This is a genomic window from Sporolactobacillus pectinivorans (genome assembly GCF_002802965.1).
GTDB classification, from domain to species: Bacteria; Bacillota; Bacilli; order Bacillales; family Sporolactobacillaceae; genus Sporolactobacillus; species Sporolactobacillus pectinivorans.
Map to the genome: position 1 here is coordinate 2992626 of NZ_NXGA01000001.1, position 19160 is coordinate 3011785.

Consider the following 19160-nt stretch of genomic DNA (forward strand, 5'->3'; position numbering starts at 1 on the left):
CCTTAACTTGCTCCCTTCTCTATCTCTGAGGGTGGACCTGTCCCGCGTCCGCTCTCTTTCTTTTCAACACTTTTATTGAAACAGCGGACCGTCCATTCTCACTGAACTGTCTTTGAACATATCCATACGGATTTTGTTCATATAATCGTTCACAGTCAGCGACATGATGGCCGCCACCACTTCATGGATTCTTTCAGGCCTGTCCTCCTTTTTCTTTTCAATTGATTCTTTTGCAAACTGCCAGAACTCATCCATCACCAAATGATTGAGCCCGAGCAAATGAAACTCTTCCAGTTTGCTTTGCAGAAAAGGAGCGATTTCCTTCCGCCATTTTTCCAGATCGTCAAAGGATTCCGGCATATCCATTCCTCCCATAATCTTTATCATAGCATAATTGGCAGATAATACGAAACACAAAATCAGCATTCATTAAACCTTTTTGGACATAAACAAAGATAGTTGAACAAGCCTGTCATGCCCGGGTGCTATCCGTGCATATAAATCCATTATGTGTACAAAGCAGTTGCAACTTCAGCACAAAAAGGCGGACAAACTATGACACGGCAATCATTCTTAAAAGGATCCTTTATTTTGATGGCAGCGGGGCTTGTCACCCGCATACTTGGCATGATTAACGGCATGGTACTGGCAAGAGTCATCGGTGATGAAGGGGTCGGCCTTTACATGATGGCTTTCCCTGCCATGCTGCTCGTTGTCACTCTGACCGAACTCGGCCTGCCGGTAGCCATCTCAAAACTGGTGGCTGAGGCGGACACATTCGGTGATCATAGGCGGATTCGGATGATTCTCGGCTGGGCACTTTCGATCGTTGGCACCATCAGCATCATCCTGACGATTGCCATGCTTGCCCTTATCCCACTGTCGTCTAAATTATTATTTGCTGATACGCGTGTCATTTATCCACTGATTGCCATCACCCCCGTGATTCCGATTGTCGCTGTCAGTTCTGTATTACGCGGTTATTTTCAGGGAATCCGGAACATGAAGCCCTATGCCTGGTCGGGAATTGTTGAACAGCTTGTCCGTATTTCTCTGGTTGCAACGCTGGCCAACCTGCTGATGCCTTACGGCGTAGCCTACGCGGCTGCAGGAGCCATGATTGCCGGTTCCGCGGGCGAGTGTGCCTCCCTGCTCTATATGCTTCACGCCTTCAAAAAGGAGAGTCAGATCCGTCTCAAAGGAAAAAACCGGAACTCGCTCCGTGGCAGCCGGGGTATCTTGAGCCGGCTTCTCGGCATCGGCCTTCCGACGATGGGCAGCCGTCTGATTGCCTCACTCGGCAATTTTCTTGAACCGATGATTGTCTCACATAGCCTGCTTCTTGCCGGCTATTCGATCAAGGCGTCTGCAGAGTTATATGGCCAGCTGACAGGCTATGCAATGACCCTGCTTCTTCTTCCAAGCTTCATCACGCATGCCCTGCACGTCTCACTTGTTCCAGCAATCAGTGAAGCATTCGCACGGAAATCTTATGGCATGATTCATTACCGGTTGAACCAGGCATTGCGTATCGCCATGCTGACCGGTGGGCTTTCAATAGTTGTCACTTACTCTTTTGCACGGCCGCTGATGCAGATTATTTATGATTCTCCTGAATCCGCTCAGTTTCTCTACACGATGGCGCCTTTTTTCATGATTTTCTATTTTCAGGCACCGATGCATGCCGTTCTGCAGGCATTGGACCTCGCCAGAGCAGCAATGATTAATACTTTGATCGGCACAGTTGTCAAAACGGTTCTGCTTTTTCTGCTCACCAGCCGTCCGGAATTCGGCATCCGGGGGGTGGCTTTGGCCATCTGTATCAACGTCGTTCTGGTTACCATGCTGCACGCCGGCGTCATGTTCAGGGCAATCGGGTTTTCGCTCATACTCAAAGATTATGTCCGTACAGGTATTCTAATTGCTTTTTCCGGATTTCTCGCCCATCTGCTGATCCTTCGGAGTTTTACAGGTTTGAGCCTCCTCCCACGGACATTTCTTCTGATTTTCATGATTGCAGTGTTCTATAGTCTGTTTGCCCTGTTCCTTGGCATGATTCAGAAAGACCAGCTCGCTCAGCTTCCCGTGATTGGAAAATGGTTCATTAACTTTCGGGAATAAACTTTTTCAAATCCATAAAAAAGTTACCAGTCTGATCAATCGTCAAATAGTTCACTTGCCTTAAATCCCTGTAGCCGAAATGTCTCAGTTCACGCCGGAGCCAGAGTTGCGTTTTGCCAATTTTTTTGAGATTGTCACCGCGGACTTTTCCGTTCTCGATCAGGGGCAATGCCATAGGCGGGCAATCGCTGACATAATCAGAAAAAGAAGCATAACGTCCAGCTGCGGGCATTCCGGGTTCTTCATAAACTGCTTCACGAGCCATGGAAAAAGGAACTGTATGCTGCTTAACTCCCTCAGATCGCTTGAAAATCATTGAAAGCCGGTAGACGGAAACTAGGACTGTGAGCGGCGCCAGAAAGTAAATCAGCGGCTGATCGGGATAGATCACGGCAACCAATGCCAGTTCTACCGCAGAAAAAAGAACAGCGAAGTCCGAAAGCGTCCGTTCCGCAGGTTTACTCACCATAAGCTCTTTAAAGCCCAAACGTAAAATAATCATTAAAAACAACATCCTTGCTGCCGCTGTTCCCATTGCTGATCTCCCTGTATTTTCTCTTAACGATTATTATGCGCAGCCTGGGCTGTAACATGAGCCCTGTTGTTCAAATGATGTCATAAACAAGGGCCGTCCGAATAGACTTATGGAAGAACTGATTGCAGACAGGCCCTCCGGAATTTCCGTCCCGGTTAGCCCATTTTTCGATTTTGATCGGGGCAGAAACCGAGCGACCTGCCTGACATATAATCTATTCACTGATCGGAGGTGTTTTAATTATGACGCGCAACTGGTTTTCCGCCGTTACTTATGGAGTTGCCGCATCGTTCATCATTGTTCTGGCTTCCGCCGTGCTGCTTGCCTCACTTTTGCGCTTTACTTCATTTGCAGAAACCAGCGGATCAGTTCTGCCGATTGTTATTTCTGTCATTGCCCTATTTATCGGCGGTACAATTGCAGGCTCAAAGATGAAAGAAAGAGGCCTCATGATCGGGGCTGTTACAGGACTTTTTTATTGTTTGTTCAGTCTCTGTTTTCAATACCTTGGCCTCGAGCGCGCCCCAGGCCTGATGCAATTTATTTATTTTCTGGCCAACGTCGCTGCCTCAGCAATTGGCGGCACTGTCGGTGTCAATCTTTTTTCAGGTAAACACCGCTATTAGAGCCTGTTCAAAAAGGTGACGAAGGAGGACAGTCGCAGGCTAAAAACGCAACATCGTGTTGCAACGCCTGCACGAGGTCAGCCATGATTGTCAGAAGGTCGAGGCGGCGAAGTTTCGAGGACCGGAGCGTAGATTGACGCTGCGTGAACTAGCACAGGACTTGCTGACTTCTGCGGTGTGCGCAGGACGTACTTACGCAGGATGCGGTGACTTTCGCGTTGTACACAGGACGTGTACGTATTTAGCGAAAGATCCTTTTAACTAATGCGGGCGTTGAGATTCGCCGCTGATCATTCGGTGACTTTTTGAACGCCCTCTATTAGTGAGAATTTTACCGGGAATAAAAAAGCAGCCCCCGAGGGGGCTGCTTTTTTATTCGTTACTTTTCGGTATTTTCGGCGGCTGCCTCTTTAGCATCCTTCTTTTTAGCACTTTCATGCTCTTCTTCTGCCGCTGTGCCGGATTTTTTAACAATTGAACGGATCGCACTGCGTTCAAAAGAAAGTTTGCTGCTGCTGCTTCTCAGAACAATATTCTGATCGTCAAAGGATTCAACGGTGCCCTGAAGGCCACCGATCGTTATAACCTTGTCGCCGCGCGACAGCGAGGACTGCATTTCCTGTACTTGCTTTCTCTGTTTTTGTTGTGGGCGCAGAATCAGAAAATAGAAAATCGCCACAAAGATAAGTATTGGTATAACCAAGCCTGTCAAGTTACCGCTCATGTTAAATCTCCCTTTCGGTCTTAGAAGTTTTTCGCATCCGGTTTATTAAAACCATAAGATTCAAAGAATTCTTCTCTGAAATCAAGTAGCCGATCTTCCTTAATGGCTGATCGGACACGCTCCATTAATTTTATCAAAAAATACAGGTTATGGTAAGTAGTTAAACGAAATCCGAATGTTTCATTTGCTTTTATCAGATGGCGGATGTACGCTCGGGAATAATTTCTGCAGACAGCGCAGTCGCAGTGATCATCAATCGGCCCGAAATCGCGGGCGTATTGCGCATTCTTGATGACTAGACGTCCGCCCGACGTCATACAGGTCCCGTTGCGGGCGATCCGTGTCGGCAACACGCAGTCAAACATGTCAATCCCGCGGATGACACCGTCAATCAGCGAATCCGGAGAACCAACCCCCATGAGATATCTCGGTTTATCAGTCGGTAGAAATGGCGTGGTATAAGCCAGTATTTCATTCATCGCCGATTTGGGTTCTCCAACGGACAGGCCGCCGATTGAGTAGCCGGGAAAGTCCAGTGATGTCAGCTCTTCCGCGGACTGCTTGCGTAAATCCTTAAATACGCCACCCTGAACAATGCCGAAAAGCGCCTGCCGATCCGGATGACTGTTCGCCACCAAGCAGCGCTCCGCCCAGCGGCTTGTCCGCTCAACCGACTGCTTCATGTATTGATAGGTTGCAGGGTAAGGCGGGCATTCATCAAAAGACATCATAATATCCGAGCCAAGCGCGTTCTGAATCGCAATTGATTTTTCAGGCGTCAGGAACATTTTTGCCCCGTTCAGATGGTTGCGAAAGTGAACACCCTCTTCGGTAATGTCGCGCAATTTGCTCAGGCTGAAAACCTGGAAACCACCGGAATCCGTCAGAATGCCCTGATCCCAGTTCATGAACCGGTGTAATCCGCCGGCTTCCTGAACAATATCCTCACCAGGCCTGAGCCAGAGATGATAAGTATTGCTCAGAATCACTCCCGCACCGATCTCTTTCAGTTCACGCGGACTCATGGTTTTCACTGTCGCCTGCGTCCCAACGGGCATAAACATCGGAGTATCAAAGACTCCATGCGGCGTGTGCAGGCGCCCAAGCCGCGCACCCGTCTGCCGATCGATTTTCAATAATTCATAAGTCACCGCTGCCGTCATTTGCGCTTAATTCCTTCCTCAATAAACATCGCATCTCCAAAGCTGAAGAAGCGGTACTTCTCTTTTACTGCTTCCCGGTAAGCTTTCAGAATGAAGTCACGACCGGCAAAGGCGCTGACAAGCATAATCAGAGTGGATTTCGGCAGGTGAAAGTTTGTGATCATAGCGTCAATCGCCCTGTATCTGAAGCCGGGATAGATGAAGATGTCCGTCCAGCCTGAAGCTTCACAAAATTTTCCATTATATTTTGCGGTTATCGTTTCCAACGTGCGGATGACAGTAGTTCCGCAGGCGATGACCCGTTTTCCTTCGCTTCTCGCCTTTGTCAGTGTGTCGGCAGCCTGCCCGGACATCTGATAAAATTCCGAATGCATCGTATGCTCCTCTATCTTGTCCACTTTTACAGGCCGGAATGTACCTAGACCGACATGGAGTGTAATAAATACGAGATGAATCCCGTTCGCTTCGATTTTTGCCAGCAGCTCTTTTGTAAAATGCAAACCGGCCGTCGGAGCGGCAGCTGAACCGCGATGTTTTGCATAAACCGTCTGATAAAGGTCGGGGTCATCCAGCTGCTCCTTGATGTAAGGAGGCAGCGGCATCTTGCCCAATTCTTCAAGCACCTCATAAAAAATACCTTCATAGTGAAAGCTGACGATTCTTCGTCCTTCATCGAGTTCCTCTGTGCAGATGGCCTCGAGCCGTCCGTCACCAAACATCACGCGTTCGCCTTCGTGCACGCGTTTAGCCGGCTTAGCCAGGCATTCCCACGAATCGCCTTCTGTCTGCTTCAGGAGCAGTAATTCAATTTTAGCTCCGGTTTCCTCTTTATGGCCGATCAGGCGTGCCGGAAGCACTTTCGTATCATTCAGAACCAGGCAGTCGCCGGGATTCAGATAATCAACGATTTCAGTAAAATGATGGTGTGCTATTCGATCCGTATTCGGATTCAGTACCATCAGTCTCGATGCCGCACGGTCTTTCAGCGGTGTCTGAGCAATCAGTTCCTGAGGTAAATCATAATCAAAATCTGAAACATCCATAACGCGTATACACTCTCTTTCAGTTAACGTAGGTGATTAATAAAATACATAATCAATGATAGTACGATACTGATCACAATGCAGGTAACGATCGGAAACATGAATGTGACATTGCCCTTTTTGATCAGAATATCGCCTGGAAGCCTGCCGACAAGCGGCCAGCACAGTCCGATGACAAAAAGGACAACACCGGCAGCCATCAGGAATTTTCCGATATCCCCCATGGATCAGTCAGTCCTTTCACTATTAAAATGCCTGTACGCCAGATCCGTGACCACACGGCCGCGCGGTGTCCGCTGAATAAAGCCGCTCTGGAGCAGATAAGGTTCATGCACATCTTCAATGGTATGTCGTTCTTCCCCGATGGCGGCCGCCAAGGTATCCAGACCAACCGGACCGCCGCTAAATTTATGGATCATGCCTTCAAGCAGTTGATGATCTACGCGGTCCAGCCCAGCCTCGTCCACCTGAAGCCGATCCAGTCCCATCCGTGCGGTTTCCCTGTCAATGATGCCTCGCGTCTCAATCTGAGCAAAATCGCGAATCCTTTTCAGCAGCCGATTGGCAATGCGCGGTGTTCCTCTTGACCTGCCCGCGATTTCATCACAGGCATCATCCCTGATCTCCACATGCAGCACAGAAGCCGTCCGCCTGATAATCATAGAAAGTTCGTCCGGGCTGTAAAACTGCAGCCGGCTGATGACACCGAACCGGTCACGCAGCGGGGGAGACAGATAACCGGCACGGGTTGTTGCGCCAACGAGTGTAAATGGCGGCAGATTCAGGCGGACAGAATGTGCCGTGTCGTCTTTTCCAATGACAATGTCCATACAGAAATCTTCCATAGCCGGATAAAGAACTTCTTCAACATGGCGGCTCAGACGGTGTATTTCATCAATAAACAGAACATCCCCGGGTTCCAGAGAAGAAAGAACAGCCGCTAGATCTCCCGGTCGCTCCAGTGCGGGACCTGAAGTTGTCCGAATATGAGCTTCCATTTCATCCGCAATAATCATGGCGAGAGTCGTTTTTCCAAGTCCCGGAGGTCCATAAAGCAGCACATGGTCGAGAGGCTCGTGGCGTTCTCTTGCAGCTTTAATAAAAACTTTCAAGTTCCTTTTTATTTCTTCCTGCCCAATATAGTGATCCAGATCAGCGGGGCGAATCGACTTTTCCATACCCCGGTCTTCCAGCGTGGATTCACTGGAAAGCAGTCGTTCATCTTCCATCTCAGCCGCCTCCTCGTCACGTATTCGTCAATAGGCGCAGCGCCTCTTTAACATAATTCTCCGCTGTCAGCTCCTGCTTTTTCAATTCCGGAATCACTCGATGGATTTCTCTTTCTGAGTAGCCAAGCATTTCTAACGCATCCAGCGCTTCGCTGAGCGCCGTATTTTCAGCATGAGCATCAGTATTCACATTATTTGAAACAGAAAAATCTGCAAGCTTTCCTTTTAGGTCAAGAATAATCTGCCCGGCTGTTTTTTTGCCGATGCCGGGAAAGCGGGTCAGATAGCGATTATCCTCAGCTTCGATTGCCTGGATGATCTCATCCGGATCTCCGGATGCCAGAACAGCCAGTGCATTCTTCGGTCCAATTCCCGAAACAGTCAGAAGTCTGACAAAAAGTTCCCGTTCTTCCCTTGTCTTAAATCCATACAAAATCATTGCGTCTTCCCGGACATATTGATAAATGTACACTTTCGTATCCTGATTCATCAGCGGCTGGTAACTAAACGGGTTGGCGCATACAATTTTATAGCCAATACCGCTTTGTTCAATGACAATGCCGTTTCCCGAAAGATACGATAATAAACCGCTTATATAGTCGAACACTTACTTAACCCCTTATCCGGCAGCCATGAATCCTGCCCGCTGTCAATATATTCATATCATATCACACGGTCCGGAATTATCACAAAAATTATCAGCTGGAGTGAACTGCCGATAAAGCCGTGCAAAAAGAAAAGGACATCTTTTCATCAATGTCCTGACTTACCTGCCTGACGGTATAAAAAAACTATAAGGTTTGGAAATTGCAGAGCGGATTCCGGATCAGGCTTCTTCCAGATTGCTGTAGATGTCCTGAACATCGTCGTTGTCTTCAAGGACATCCATCAACTCTTCCATTTTCTCAAGATCCTGTCCGGTAAGCGATGTTGTTGTTTTTGGAACCATGGCTACTTCGGCCCTGTCAATGGCATAGCCCTTTTCTTCTTCAAGCACTTTTTTAACGGTGTCAAAAGATTCCGGTGAAGTGGTAATCACAAAGCGATCTTCTTCTGTGCGCAAATCGTCTGCACCTGCATCAATCGCGTCCATCATCACTTGATCCTCATCTAGCTCATCTTTTTTCTCAATTTCAATCAGGCCCTGCTTATCAAACATAAAAGCCACACTGCCGGATTCACCAAGATTGCCACCGCTCTTACTAAACGCATGACGAATTTCCGAAGCAGATCTGTTTCTATTGTCCGTCAAAACGTCTACCATTACCGCCACACCGCCGGGGCCATATCCTTCATAAGTTATTTCATCATAGGTAACGCCATCCAGATCACCGGTTGCTTTTTTGATTGCCCGGGAAATATTGTCGTTCGGCATATTGGCGGCCTTCGCCTTTTCAATGGCATGCCGGAGTCCGGCATTCATTTCCGGATCGCCGCCTCCGTGTCTCGCTTCAAGAAAAATATCCTTGGAAAGTTTCATAAATGCTTTCCCGCGAATGGCATCCATCGCATTTTTCTTATGCTGTATATTGTTCCATTTCGAATGTCCTGACATAGTTCTTCTCCTCCCACACACCGTTAGTCCACCCAGAGTGTTTATTCGGTTCATCATGATTTAAATCAATCAACAATGCCCTCAGATTCTATTCACCCCAGGTCCTTATTTCTTATATACTCCGCGCAAGATCCAAACGCAACACCGTTTTCATTATACCTATTTTTGTTTCTGAAAAAAAGAGCAGGGAACTGTTTCCCCGCTCTTTTAGTCAATGATCGAAAATTCATTTTTTTAATTACTTGCTGTTGTTTTGAAATGGCCGTTTCAGAGCACGCGACAGATCGTCAATAATACCGACAATATCCGAACGGACTTCACGCGTACCTTTTCCAGCATTGAAATTTGCCGCATCCGTCTTAATTCTTTGGATATAACGATTATCCGTTGTCACGTAGACCGTTCTGTTGCCTGCCAGCGGTTTTATTGCGTCTCTTACTTTGCTGGCCAGCCCGGAGTTATTGGCGTGGATATTTGCCGGAACCGCACCCACCAGTACATTATTTCTGCTTACAACCGCGTAGGCACTGCCAACACCCTTAACCGTATTAGCCCGATCAGCAATTTTCTTTGCAAGCCGGCGTTCGTTCGGATAGTTATAGCGATCCTGCCTGTTCGTATCCATGTTGACATTTTCCGGTTGATATGGATAAGCGGTATTAGGATTGTTTCTGTAGGTGACATTACGCGGTGTGTTTGGATTGTTATAAGCCGCGTTGCCCGCCCCGCAACCGGGTAATATGCCACCAATGGCCAGTGCTGCGCTTAATGCCAGTATTGCTTTTTTCAATGCAAATCCCCCTTTCACATTTATTTTGTGTGCAGAAGGAGGATTTTACGCTGATGAATTCTTCCAAACGAGAAGTAAATATTAGAAAAAGGGAAAAGCATTATTTTTTACCGGTCGGCTTGGCTGGTGCCTGAGGCTGATACACAGGCGCAGAAACCGGCGACATTCCCGAATAAGGCACTGTCGGAGGCTGATTTCCTCCGTAATACCCAAATGCAGGTGACGTAGCAAAAGGTGAATAAGGGGTGCCGGGTCCGCCGCAATTGCATGGTTTTTGAGGATTCATGGCTGGCATGAATGGATAAGGGTAGCCTCCTACGGTTCCCTGGCTCATCGATTTGCTTTTCCCGGCCATATTCTGCTGGCCGGTAGGATTTTGCACCATCTTCCCTGCGACAGGCCCGTTTGGTTTTCCCGATCCAATCCATGGAGATAGAGACTGCTGGACACTTTTTCCTCCCTGATAGGTTCCGACTGCCGGTTGATGGGCCTGAATCATTCCCTTCGGAAGAAAAGGATATGGCTGTGCCGGGTTCATGACGGCCGGCTCCAATTTTCCTGATCCGGGACCTTGAGCACCACCAGACAAAACATTCTTCGTGGGACTGGTTGCACTTGGCATGGCAGCAGCACTTACACCAGGTTTAACAGGCGGATTTTGTGCTGCTGGAGAATAAAGATTGCTAGGTGCAGACTGAGCGGCCGGACTTGTCACGCTGGCCGGACTGCCCGGATACTGCGGGTTATAGGCTGCAGGTTGCACCGCCGGGTTGATCGTATTCCCCATATACCCTGAAGAAATTGGAGAATAAGGGTTCCCATTATTTGGCGCTGCCGATGGACTGACTGCGCCAGCCTGGTTTGTATATGGGTTATAGTAAGGGTTCATGTGATTGGGCTGAACGGCCGGACTGACTGCGGAACCCGGATTACCGGAAAATGCAGGGAGATAAGGATTCCCGTAATACGGCATAACGGCCGGATTCACATTTCCTCCTATATTCCCTGTCTGCTCCGGATAGCTTGTATATCCCGGGGCGCTCTGCATATTCTGTCCAGTCGGCCCTGTCACTGAAGGCTGAGCATTCTGGCCTGGAAGTATATTTCCCGTATTCTGAAAATAGCCGGCTGATCCTGCAGAGTAGGGATCGCTGCTTACTTTGGGATAAAATATTGTTTTATAATCCCCTGAGCCGGATGGTGATTGAACCGTTGCAGCTGGGGCAACCGGGGCTCCTTTTTCCTTCTCATGGGCTCCTGCAACGACATTAGGCCCCTGAGCTGCTCCGGAAACACTATTCACCTTTTGTGTAGGCGCGGTGACGGGTTTCTTGGGTTGGGCCGGTGCCGCCGCTAAAGGCTGTGTTTGTACCGGCTTTTTGGGCTTTTCGGAACGTTCCACTTTCAGCGGCTGCACACCGCCTGATACTTTTACCTTCATTCCCGGAACCAGATTTTCATCGGTTAATCCGTTGTTCATATCCCTGAAATCATTAATCGCCATTTCATTTTTTTGAGCGATTCCCGCTAATGAATCACCGTTCTGAACCACATATAATTTCACGGTTTTCATCCCTCCTGTGAATGTCGTTAATATATATATGGTTTTTCTGGGCGTTTTGCCACTAAAAAAGAAAAGAAGGAGCTGGCAGGATGAGTAAAATGCTCACTTTCAAATCGCAGATTCTGCTTTTTCAACGTGCAACTTTCTTAACGATTGTCTATAATGAAAACAAATAATGATTGTTGCGGAGTGTTAAAAATGACGCAAGCGGGAGAAAAACGCATCACTGCTAAAGAAAGACGGCACCTGATTCTGGAATGCCTTCAGTCATCGTCTGACCCGATAACCGGCGGCGAATTAGCGGAGCGGATGAATGTCAGCCGTCAAGTTATCGTTCAGGATATCTCGTTGATTAAAGCAAAAGAATACCCGATCATTGCGACTTCACAAGGTTATTTGTTCATCGGCAGGTCCGGTTTGGATATGAAAACGCGCACGATCGCCTGCCATCACACGATCCGGGAGACGGAGCAAGAACTGAAGTTAATTGTCGATTGCGGCGTCACTGTAGTCAATGTGACTGTAGAGCATCCGCTTTACGGCGAAATCACCGGCTCGCTGATGATACGGAATCACGCGGATGTAGCCCATTTTATCAGCAGGCTTCAAACAACAGGTGCTTCGCTGCTTTCCTCACTCACTGACGGAATCCATCTTCATCAGCTTGAAGCTCCTTCCGACGGTCAGATTGATGACGCAGTCAGAGTATTAAAAAAGGCAGGTTATTTATTATAACCCGCCTGTCCATCTATCTATGCCCCTGAATGTACTTTTTTCTTGCATATTGACTGCCCTATTAATCGGTATACTCAAATTCAAAGTCCATGATGCGCACTGTGTCGCCCTCGGTCACGCCGCGTCTTCTCAGTTCATCGTCCACGCCCATGCTGCGCAGCTGTCTCGCAAATCTTCTGACAGCCTCATCATGCTGAAAATTCGTCATCTTGAACAGAAGTTCCACTTTTGGCCCGGAAACACTAAATACACCATCGCTGCCCCTCGTTATCACAAACGGCTCCTCTTCCTTTTCAAATTGGTAAAGAGCCTCACCCTCCAATTTCGGTTCTTCTTCAAGAGGAAAAACCGGTGTGGTCTGTATCAGTTCATAAACCTTGCCTGTCAGTGCGCTCAGTCCCGAATGGGTCAGCGATGACACCGGATAAACCGGAACATCCGGTCCGATTTTTTCTTTAAACAGCTCCAGATTCCGTGAAGCATCCGGCATGTCCATTTTGCTGGCGGCAATCACTTGCGGGCGTTCTGTAAGACGCAGCTGATAACTTTGAAGTTCCTCATTGATCTTTTGATAATCCTCAAAAGGATCCCGCCCTTCGCTTCCGGACATATCGACAACGTGGATAATCACTCGGGTACGTTCAATGTGCCTCAGAAATTCGTACCCTAATCCCGCACCCTGGCTTGCACCTTCGATCAGTCCCGGGAGATCGGCCAAGACGAAACTCTGTCCCTCTCCTACAGATACGACGCCCAGATTTGGCACTAGGGTAGTAAAATGATAAGCGGCAATTTTCGGTTTTGCCGAGGTGACCGCTGCAAGTAGCGTCGATTTTCCAACACTCGGAAAGCCGACCATTCCCGCATCCGCAAGCAGTTTCAGTTCAAGCTGAACATCACGTTCATCTCCCGGTGCGCCGTTTTCGGAAATATAGGGCGCCGGATTGGCCGGCGTTGAAAACCTGGTATTGCCTCTTCCTCCGCGCCCGCCCGCGGCAATTATTGCCTGCTGACCGTTTTCAGTCAGATCGGCCAGCACTGCCTTGGTCTGGCGATCCCGTACGAGTGTACCGGGTGGAACCTGTACAATTAAAGGTTCGGCATTTTTTCCATGCTGGTTTTTAGTCCGGCCGTTTTCACCTTTCTGTCCTTTAAAATGATGTTTATAGCGAAAATCCATTAATGTATTTAGGCCTTCATTCACTTCAAAGATGACATCGGCTCCCTTTCCCCCGTCACCGCCTGCCGGTCCTCCGTCAGGTACATACTTCTCACGCCGGAAAGCAACCATCCCGTTGCCTCCGTCACCGCCTTTGACATATATGTTTACTTGATCGACAAACACAAATTCCACCTCATTTTCCCAATAGGACTGTCAGTTGTTACATAGTGTTCGACCCAATGGACCGATTGATTCAGCCCGAACTCATTCATTTGAAGACGCGCCTTCCCAGCATCTTTCAACACTCCACTGAAAACCACGCTGATATGGAAAGCCGATCCTAAATTTTCAAAAATAATCTGCACCTGATTTTCTGCAGCTTCGGAAACCTGCTCCTCCAGAACGGCAAAAAAGCAGTGAAAAAAATCGGTAAGGTACCGGTCATGCTCTGATAGATCCGCTTCCGGCCCCGAAACGGTCAATCCAAGAAGAAAAGGATGGACTGACCAGTCATAAACGATCAGGTAAAAAGCACATTCAGGGATACTTAAATCGGAAATCCGAGACTGGTTTTTGAATTTTTCAGTGATCCGGTCGAGTACCTCATTGGCTTTCTGCGGTCTGTTCAGATACAGGTAACCCTTAATCAGCTGAATATCATTCAGCAGGACATGCCTCGCTGAACTGATCATACTGATTCCTTTTTCTTCATTGATCATCATCCGACCATCCCTTTGTTTGATCTCAATACGACAAGTATATCAGAAAAAGTCGGAAATGATTTCCATTACAGATGAAGATAGAGGAAACTTGTCTCCACATGATCAGCTAGAAAAATTTTATGTCTTCTTAACAGTATAAAAAAGCAGCCAATTAAGCCTTTTGCCTCTGCAAAAAACCTATTGGCTGCCTTCTTTTCTGATGCATCAAACATGGACGCATGTATGTGCCGTCTGATCAGGCTTCCTGAAGTGCCTCAACAGGATAAACGCTGACTCTTTTACGCTTGTGGCCAAATTTTTCAAATTTGACAACACCATCGGCTTTAGCAAAAAGCGTATCGTCCCCGCCGCGGCCTACATTGGTTCCCGGATAAATTTTCGTTCCACGCTGGCGGTACAGAATCGAACCGCTCGTGACGTGCTGGCCATCCGCTCTTTTTGCGCCAAGACGCTTAGAGATTGAATCACGACCGTTTTTTGTACTACCGACACCTTTTTTGGACGAGAAATACTGAAGATCAAGTTTCAACATGATCGGTACCTCCTTTATCGAAAATGTGAATATATTTTCCATACGACTCTTCAATTGTTTGCATCGAGACAAGCATCGCTTCCAGAATCAGCCGGGCTTCTCCGAGATCGCCAGCACCTGAATCCATCGGTAAGCTGCACTGGAGAAATCCTCCGCCCGGTGATTGCCGGACTCTGAGCTCCACCGAAGTCAGTTTTTCAACCGCATTCAGGGCGCCAAAAGACACAGCCGAAACACCGGCGCACACAAGATCAAATCCGTGGGGACCGCTGCCTGCATGTCCCTCCATCAGAAATCCGGTAATTTTTCCACTGGAATCACGATCCACCTTGAGTGTGATCATGATGTATTGTCCTCAGGCATTGATCTTTTCGATGGTAACTTTCGTAAACGGCTGCCTGTGACCCTGTTTGCGGCGATAGTTCTTTCTTTTCTTGAACTTGAAAACAATAATCTTTTTGTCGCGTCCCTGTTCAACGACTTTTGCTGTGACACTGGCTCCCTCGACCGTCGGTGTGCCCACTTTGGTATCGTCGCCGCCAACGAAAAGCACCTTGTCAAAAGTTACCGTTTCACCCGCTTCGGCTACAAGCTTTTCGACAAAGATCGACTGACCTTCCTCTACTTTCAATTGTTTGCCGCCTGTTTCAATGATTGCATACATGCTGATGCACCTCCTTCATTAATCTCAGACTCGCCGGGAAGGGCAGCCTGAAGGCATTTCCGGGCCTCAGCTTAAATCGTTTGGCCCGCCCTTTCCGTGCGGTTGGAGCAAGAGGCTCCCCGTCTGTGTTATTTCAGACAATAACATTTTATAATTTATCACAACCATAATCAGCTGTCAATACTATTATCCCGTTTCCGCTGTGCCAGTACCCTGTCCTTCAGTCCGGTGCGCCGGCGCTTTCGCGTCAGTTCAACCAGTCCCATTTTTGTATAGCCAAACAGTTTAATCGTCGCCGGATCATCAGATACAGCGCCCATTAATGCAGTCAGCACTTCTTTTTCATATAAAGGATCGTTGAAGCGCAGAAAATCAATAACAATCATGCCCCCGATTTCCCTGAGTCTGAGCTGGCGGGCAATTTCCCGGGCGGCATGAAGATTAATCTCAAGCGCCGTCTCGTCCCAGTTGATTCCCGTCGGTGCTGAGCCTGAATTCACATCAATTGCAGTCAGCGCCTCGGCATAATCAATGACCAGAGCAGCACCGCCGGGCAGGGGGACCTCAGGCTGCATGGCAGAAGTATAAGCCCCGTTCAGTTCATGCAGGGCAAAAAGATCTGCCTGATACTGATACACAATTTCCACTCCCCCACTAAGGAATTCCTCGCCAAGATTAATATTGCTGTAGATGGTGCAGTCGGATGGATTATGATTTTCATTTAAAATGGATTCAATAAAAGAGAACGGCCGGAAGATCACGCCCGGATGATCCATGCCCTCTGCTTCTTTTTTTATTCTTTCCCATTGGAAACGTCCATTTTCGAACTCTGCAGCTATTTGTTCTGTATTCATCCGGGCAGCAAAGGTCCGGATGATGGCCCCCTCCGGCGCTATGCACCAGTCTATCGCCTTTTTCCGCAATGCTTCACGTTCCGGTTCTTCGATCTGATGGGATACCGCGACATAGCTTCCCGATGGAAGGTAGATGACACCCTTGCTCACCACCTGGACCTGTTCCGTTAACTGTGCTGATTTGCCGTCCCGTTCTTCTTTCTCAATCTGAACAAGGCGGAGATCTCCAGGAACCGGGACTTCGGACAATGTTTTATCATGCGGCAAGAAGCCGCGTTTGCCGCAGCCAAGATCGAGAAACCATCCCATTTTACCTAGATGACTTTTTCTGACTTTGCCGAGATAAAAATCACCTGCACAAATATTTTCTGATGAAAAGTAAAAGGACTGGACAACACCGCCATTCAGCATAGCAGCGCGCAGTCCCGACTTTTCTTTATCGACAACAACGGACAGTTTACCTTCGTGCATCAGTCCACCTCGTATTCGGAACACTGCACACATTATCGCAAATCTGCGATGAGGATGCAATGTCGCATCCTTCAGCCTATGCTGTTTTTGCAGTCCTCAAGCGTGCCATCCGTGCGCCCCTGGAAAAAATCTAAAGTGAGATGCCGGTCATCAAAGAATAAATCGTCACGGCCTTCAACGTAAATGAGATGATCCGTATTTTTATAGAACTTTGAGAAAACCGCAACCAGTGGCGTATCAGGTTTAAAGGATAGACTCCTGATTCTCGGGCTGGGTCTAACCCGCGCCGAAAGTGCCAGCAGGAATCTCATGAAGTGCAGCGGAATCGCCTGGCGTTCTTTATATATGGATAAAGCGATAAAAGACAGGACAAGCCATAGATTAACTGATAAAGGATAGAAAAAAGCAAGCATCATGCTTGAGGCGATCAGCGCCATAAAAGAAAAAAAGAGAACGCGTTTATAAGCCAGCCTGAACGGGTAAATTTTCTGCAGGCAAAGGTGAAGCAGCCTTCCGCCATCCAAAGGCCAGACGGGAAGCAGATTAAAGACCAGAATAGCCATATTCTGATTATAAAAAATTTCCTGCTGCTGCGCACCCCAGAAGGGTAGCGGCACAATCAGAAAAGCGAGCGCCGCAAGACAAATATTCTGGAAAGGGCCGGCTAAAATGACAATAAGATCCTTCCAGAATGGATGTTCCTCGCTTTCATCAATTTTTGCCACGCCCCCAAAGGGGAGCAGCTCAATTTTTTCCACGTTCCACCCCATCAGGGATGCTGCTGCGGCGTGCCCGCATTCATGAATCAGCACGATTGAAAAAGCAATGACCGTCTCCCAAAGATGCCCGGTGATCATACCTGCCGCAATGACGAGCCAGAAAACAGGGTGGATGCTGATTTTAGAAAATAAAACCCTAATCAAAAGACATCACCTGAATGGGATCGATGAATTTTTCCCCCTTCTTCAATGCAAAATAGAAAGTTCCATTTTTGCCTCCCGATGTTGTACCGATCACTTGCCCCTGCTTTACCTCGTCATAAACTTTGACATTGGTCTTGTCCAGTTTCCCATACCATGATTCGTCATTTCCTTTATGCTGAATGATCACCGTTACACCTGTATTTGCTTTTTTACCGACAAACACAACCAGTCCATCCTTAACTGCTTTAACCGCTGAATGCGAAGATGTTTTAACGGTTACGCCGTTGGTTTTGGTGCTGTAAGGATCGGTCACTTGTCCGCTAACCGGTTCCGCAAAGTTCGGATCATGGTTTTGGGTTGTTGAAGTACCCTGAGTTCCTGTCGATTTTCCGCTGTTCTGGACGCCCGGAACAGGCAAAAAGCTGATCGGATTTCCAAAGTTCTTCTCATACCAGGATGATACTGCAGCAAATTGAAATTCTTGAGTCATCGTAGTTTCAATCGATTTTCTGAGCGGTTGAAACGCAGTACTGTTATTTGTTTCAATCCAATAAGCCGAACCAAAGAGCAGGCTGGCGATCGCACACTGGATCATAAAACGTCTACCCGGATTTCCCGGAATCTTGCGGCCGGGTTCCATATCTTTTTCTGCGCCGTAGCGGTCATGATTATTCGGGTAATCCGGGTATTGATTCTGGCTGGTCCGCCCCCCAATCATTCTCAGTTTTCTATTTTTCCTGTCATCGTGCCTTCTTTTATATTCCTCAAATGCAGCCATGGTTTTCCCCCATCCCCGCTTGTCCTTTTATAAAATCATATGCGGTGAAGGCGAATTTATGAAACACAAAAAAGAGGCTCTTTAGATTCCAGCCTCTTAAAAAAAGATATTATTTTTGTCACAAACTGAGACCAAACAAAAAATTAAACCAATTAATTACCTCATGCCGAGAAGGCTCTTGAATTTATGAAAAAAACCGCCTTTTTCTTCAATAGCCATTAATGGAACAGTTTCTCCAAGAATACGCCTGCCAATATTCCTGTAGGCCTGAGACGCTTTAGAATTTGGGTTTAAGGCAATCGGCTCTCCTTTATTAGATGACGAAATCACATCTTCGTCGTCCAGGACGATGCCCAGAAGATCTATGGCCAGAATATTCATGATCTCATCGATTTCCAGCATACCGCCATTTTTCAGCATATGCTGGCGAATCCGATTAATGATCAGGCGAGGTGGGGTAATTTGTTTTTCCTGTTCCAAGAGGCCTATGATCCGATCGGCGTCACGAACAGAGGAAATTTCCGGTGTGGTGACAACAATTGCATGATCAGCGCCTGCCACTGCATTTCGAAAACCGCGTTCAATTCCAGCAGGACAGTCAATGATCACGTAATCGAAGTCCGCTTTAAGTTCATCAACCATTTTTTTCAACTCTTCGGGCTTAACTGCCAGTTTGTCAGTGGTTTGCGCCGCAGGAAGCATACTGAGGGATTCAAACCGCTTGTCCTTGACCAGAGCCTGGCTCAATTTGCATCGTCCGTTCGCCACGTCAACCAGATCATAAATGATGCGATTTTCAAGGCCCATCACGACGTCCAGATTGCGCAGCCCAATATCGGTATCCACAAGGCAGACTTTCTTTCCCTGAAGAGCCAATACCGTGCCGATATTTGCCGATGTCGTTGTTTTGCCGACACCGCCCTTGCCTGAAGTTATGACGATTGCTTCCCCCATCGAGAACACCCCTCT

General features: G+C 47.8%; 23 protein-coding genes and 1 other annotated feature. Of the genes, 3 read left to right on the forward strand and 20 right to left on the reverse strand.

Going from position 1 to position 19160, the window contains the following annotated elements:
- Nucleotides 1-72: 72 nt before the first annotated feature.
- Entirely contained in the window at nucleotides 73-360 is a 288-nt protein-coding gene (locus tag COP04_RS14705; protein ID WP_100488691.1) for a post-transcriptional regulator, read from the reverse strand.
- 195 nt (nucleotides 361-555) lie between these two features.
- Between COP04_RS14705 and spoVB the strand changes: the two genes are divergently transcribed.
- The gene (gene spoVB, locus COP04_RS14710) at nucleotides 556-2121 is read left to right on the forward strand and encodes a stage V sporulation protein B (protein WP_100488692.1); all 1566 of its coding nucleotides are present in this window, start codon (nucleotides 556-558) and stop codon (nucleotides 2119-2121) included.
- On the opposite strand, the gene COP04_RS14715 is transcribed toward spoVB, so the two are convergent.
- Nucleotides 2105-2623 (reverse strand): YetF domain-containing protein, encoded by a 519-nt coding sequence (locus COP04_RS14715; protein ID WP_162297110.1) that lies wholly within the window; start codon nucleotides 2621-2623, stop codon nucleotides 2105-2107. The two genes, spoVB and COP04_RS14715, sit on opposite strands and share 17 nt — an antisense overlap.
- 275 nt (nucleotides 2624-2898) lie before the next feature.
- Between COP04_RS14715 and COP04_RS14720 the strand changes: the two genes are divergently transcribed.
- On the forward strand, nucleotides 2899-3282 hold the full coding sequence (locus tag COP04_RS14720) for a TIGR04086 family membrane protein (protein ID WP_100488694.1): 384 nt from the start codon (nucleotides 2899-2901) through the stop codon (nucleotides 3280-3282).
- 379 nt (nucleotides 3283-3661) lie between these two features.
- Here COP04_RS14720 and yajC read toward each other — a convergent pair whose 3' ends face one another.
- The 9 genes from yajC to COP04_RS14765 form a co-directional block, all read right to left on the reverse strand.
- Nucleotides 3662-4006: a preprotein translocase subunit YajC gene (yajC, locus tag COP04_RS14725; RefSeq protein WP_100488695.1), complete on the reverse strand. Its 345-nt coding sequence runs from the start codon at nucleotides 4004-4006 to the stop codon at nucleotides 3662-3664.
- A gap of 20 nt (nucleotides 4007-4026) precedes the next feature.
- Nucleotides 4027-5169 carry a tRNA guanosine(34) transglycosylase Tgt gene (gene tgt, locus COP04_RS14730; RefSeq protein WP_100488696.1) on the reverse strand — a complete coding sequence of 381 codons (1143 nt, stop codon included), beginning with the start codon at nucleotides 5167-5169 and terminating at the stop codon, nucleotides 4027-4029.
- Nucleotides 5166-6212 (reverse strand): tRNA preQ1(34) S-adenosylmethionine ribosyltransferase-isomerase QueA, encoded by a 1047-nt coding sequence (gene queA, locus COP04_RS14735; RefSeq protein WP_100488697.1) that lies wholly within the window; start codon nucleotides 6210-6212, stop codon nucleotides 5166-5168. Before queA ends, tgt begins: the two co-directional genes overlap by 4 nt.
- Before the next feature lie 23 nt (nucleotides 6213-6235).
- Nucleotides 6236-6436, reverse strand: a complete 201-nt coding sequence (locus COP04_RS14740; RefSeq protein WP_100488698.1) for a DUF2905 domain-containing protein — start codon at nucleotides 6434-6436, stop codon at nucleotides 6236-6238.
- Nucleotides 6437-6439: 3 nt separating this feature from the next.
- Entirely contained in the window at nucleotides 6440-7441 is a 1002-nt protein-coding gene (gene ruvB, locus COP04_RS14745) for a Holliday junction branch migration DNA helicase RuvB (protein WP_100488699.1), read from the reverse strand.
- Nucleotides 7442-7457: 16 nt separating this feature from the next.
- Complete coding sequence (gene ruvA, locus COP04_RS14750) at nucleotides 7458-8048, reverse strand: Holliday junction branch migration protein RuvA (protein ID WP_100488700.1); 591 nt, start codon at nucleotides 8046-8048, stop codon at nucleotides 7458-7460.
- A 219-nt stretch (nucleotides 8049-8267) separates the two neighbouring features.
- A complete protein-coding gene (locus COP04_RS14755; protein ID WP_100488701.1) occupies nucleotides 8268-8996 on the reverse strand; it encodes a YebC/PmpR family DNA-binding transcriptional regulator in 729 nt (242 codons plus the stop codon).
- A 238-nt stretch (nucleotides 8997-9234) separates the two neighbouring features.
- On the reverse strand, nucleotides 9235-9786 hold the full coding sequence (locus COP04_RS14760) for a YhcN/YlaJ family sporulation lipoprotein (RefSeq protein ID WP_100488702.1): 552 nt from the start codon (nucleotides 9784-9786) through the stop codon (nucleotides 9235-9237).
- A gap of 100 nt (nucleotides 9787-9886) precedes the next feature.
- On the reverse strand, nucleotides 9887-11350 hold the full coding sequence (locus tag COP04_RS14765; protein WP_157800325.1) for a LysM peptidoglycan-binding domain-containing protein: 1464 nt from the start codon (nucleotides 11348-11350) through the stop codon (nucleotides 9887-9889).
- Nucleotides 11351-11548: 198 nt separating this feature from the next.
- On the opposite strand from COP04_RS14765, the gene COP04_RS14770 reads away from it, so the two are divergent.
- Complete coding sequence (locus tag COP04_RS14770; RefSeq protein ID WP_193437425.1) at nucleotides 11549-12085, forward strand: transcription repressor NadR; 537 nt, start codon at nucleotides 11549-11551, stop codon at nucleotides 12083-12085.
- A gap of 61 nt (nucleotides 12086-12146) precedes the next feature.
- Here COP04_RS14770 and obgE read toward each other — a convergent pair whose 3' ends face one another.
- The 9 genes from obgE to minD all read right to left on the reverse strand — a co-directional run bounded on the left by obgE (nucleotide 12147) and on the right by minD (nucleotide 19145).
- Nucleotides 12147-13430 (reverse strand): GTPase ObgE, encoded by a 1284-nt coding sequence (obgE, locus tag COP04_RS14775; protein ID WP_100488705.1) that lies wholly within the window; start codon nucleotides 13428-13430, stop codon nucleotides 12147-12149.
- Nucleotides 13412-13966, reverse strand: a complete 555-nt coding sequence (locus COP04_RS14780; RefSeq protein ID WP_162297111.1) for a Spo0B domain-containing protein — start codon at nucleotides 13964-13966, stop codon at nucleotides 13412-13414. The genes obgE and COP04_RS14780 overlap by 19 nt, the downstream gene beginning before the upstream one ends.
- Before the next feature lie 238 nt (nucleotides 13967-14204).
- On the reverse strand, nucleotides 14205-14501 hold the full coding sequence (gene rpmA, locus COP04_RS14785; protein ID WP_100488707.1) for a 50S ribosomal protein L27: 297 nt from the start codon (nucleotides 14499-14501) through the stop codon (nucleotides 14205-14207).
- Nucleotides 14488-14844, reverse strand: a complete 357-nt coding sequence (locus tag COP04_RS14790; protein WP_100488708.1) for a ribosomal-processing cysteine protease Prp — start codon at nucleotides 14842-14844, stop codon at nucleotides 14488-14490. The genes rpmA and COP04_RS14790 overlap by 14 nt, the downstream gene beginning before the upstream one ends.
- A gap of 12 nt (nucleotides 14845-14856) precedes the next feature.
- The gene (rplU, locus tag COP04_RS14795; protein ID WP_100488709.1) at nucleotides 14857-15165 is read right to left on the reverse strand and encodes a 50S ribosomal protein L21; all 309 of its coding nucleotides are present in this window, start codon (nucleotides 15163-15165) and stop codon (nucleotides 14857-14859) included.
- A gap of 16 nt (nucleotides 15166-15181) precedes the next feature.
- Nucleotides 15182-15279 (reverse strand) — a sequence feature (ribosomal protein L21 leader region).
- A gap of 56 nt (nucleotides 15280-15335) precedes the next feature.
- Entirely contained in the window at nucleotides 15336-16490 is a 1155-nt protein-coding gene (locus tag COP04_RS14800) for a ribonuclease E/G (protein ID WP_157800326.1), read from the reverse strand.
- Nucleotides 16491-16561: 71 nt separating this feature from the next.
- On the reverse strand, nucleotides 16562-17413 hold the full coding sequence (locus COP04_RS14805; RefSeq protein WP_100488711.1) for a M50 family metallopeptidase: 852 nt from the start codon (nucleotides 17411-17413) through the stop codon (nucleotides 16562-16564).
- Entirely contained in the window at nucleotides 17406-18191 is a 786-nt protein-coding gene (locus COP04_RS14810; RefSeq protein WP_100488712.1) for a M23 family metallopeptidase, read from the reverse strand. Before COP04_RS14810 ends, COP04_RS14805 begins: the two co-directional genes overlap by 8 nt.
- A 156-nt stretch (nucleotides 18192-18347) precedes the next feature.
- Entirely contained in the window at nucleotides 18348-19145 is a 798-nt protein-coding gene (gene minD / locus COP04_RS14815) for a septum site-determining protein MinD (RefSeq protein ID WP_100488713.1), read from the reverse strand.
- Nucleotides 19146-19160 lie beyond the last annotated feature (15 nt).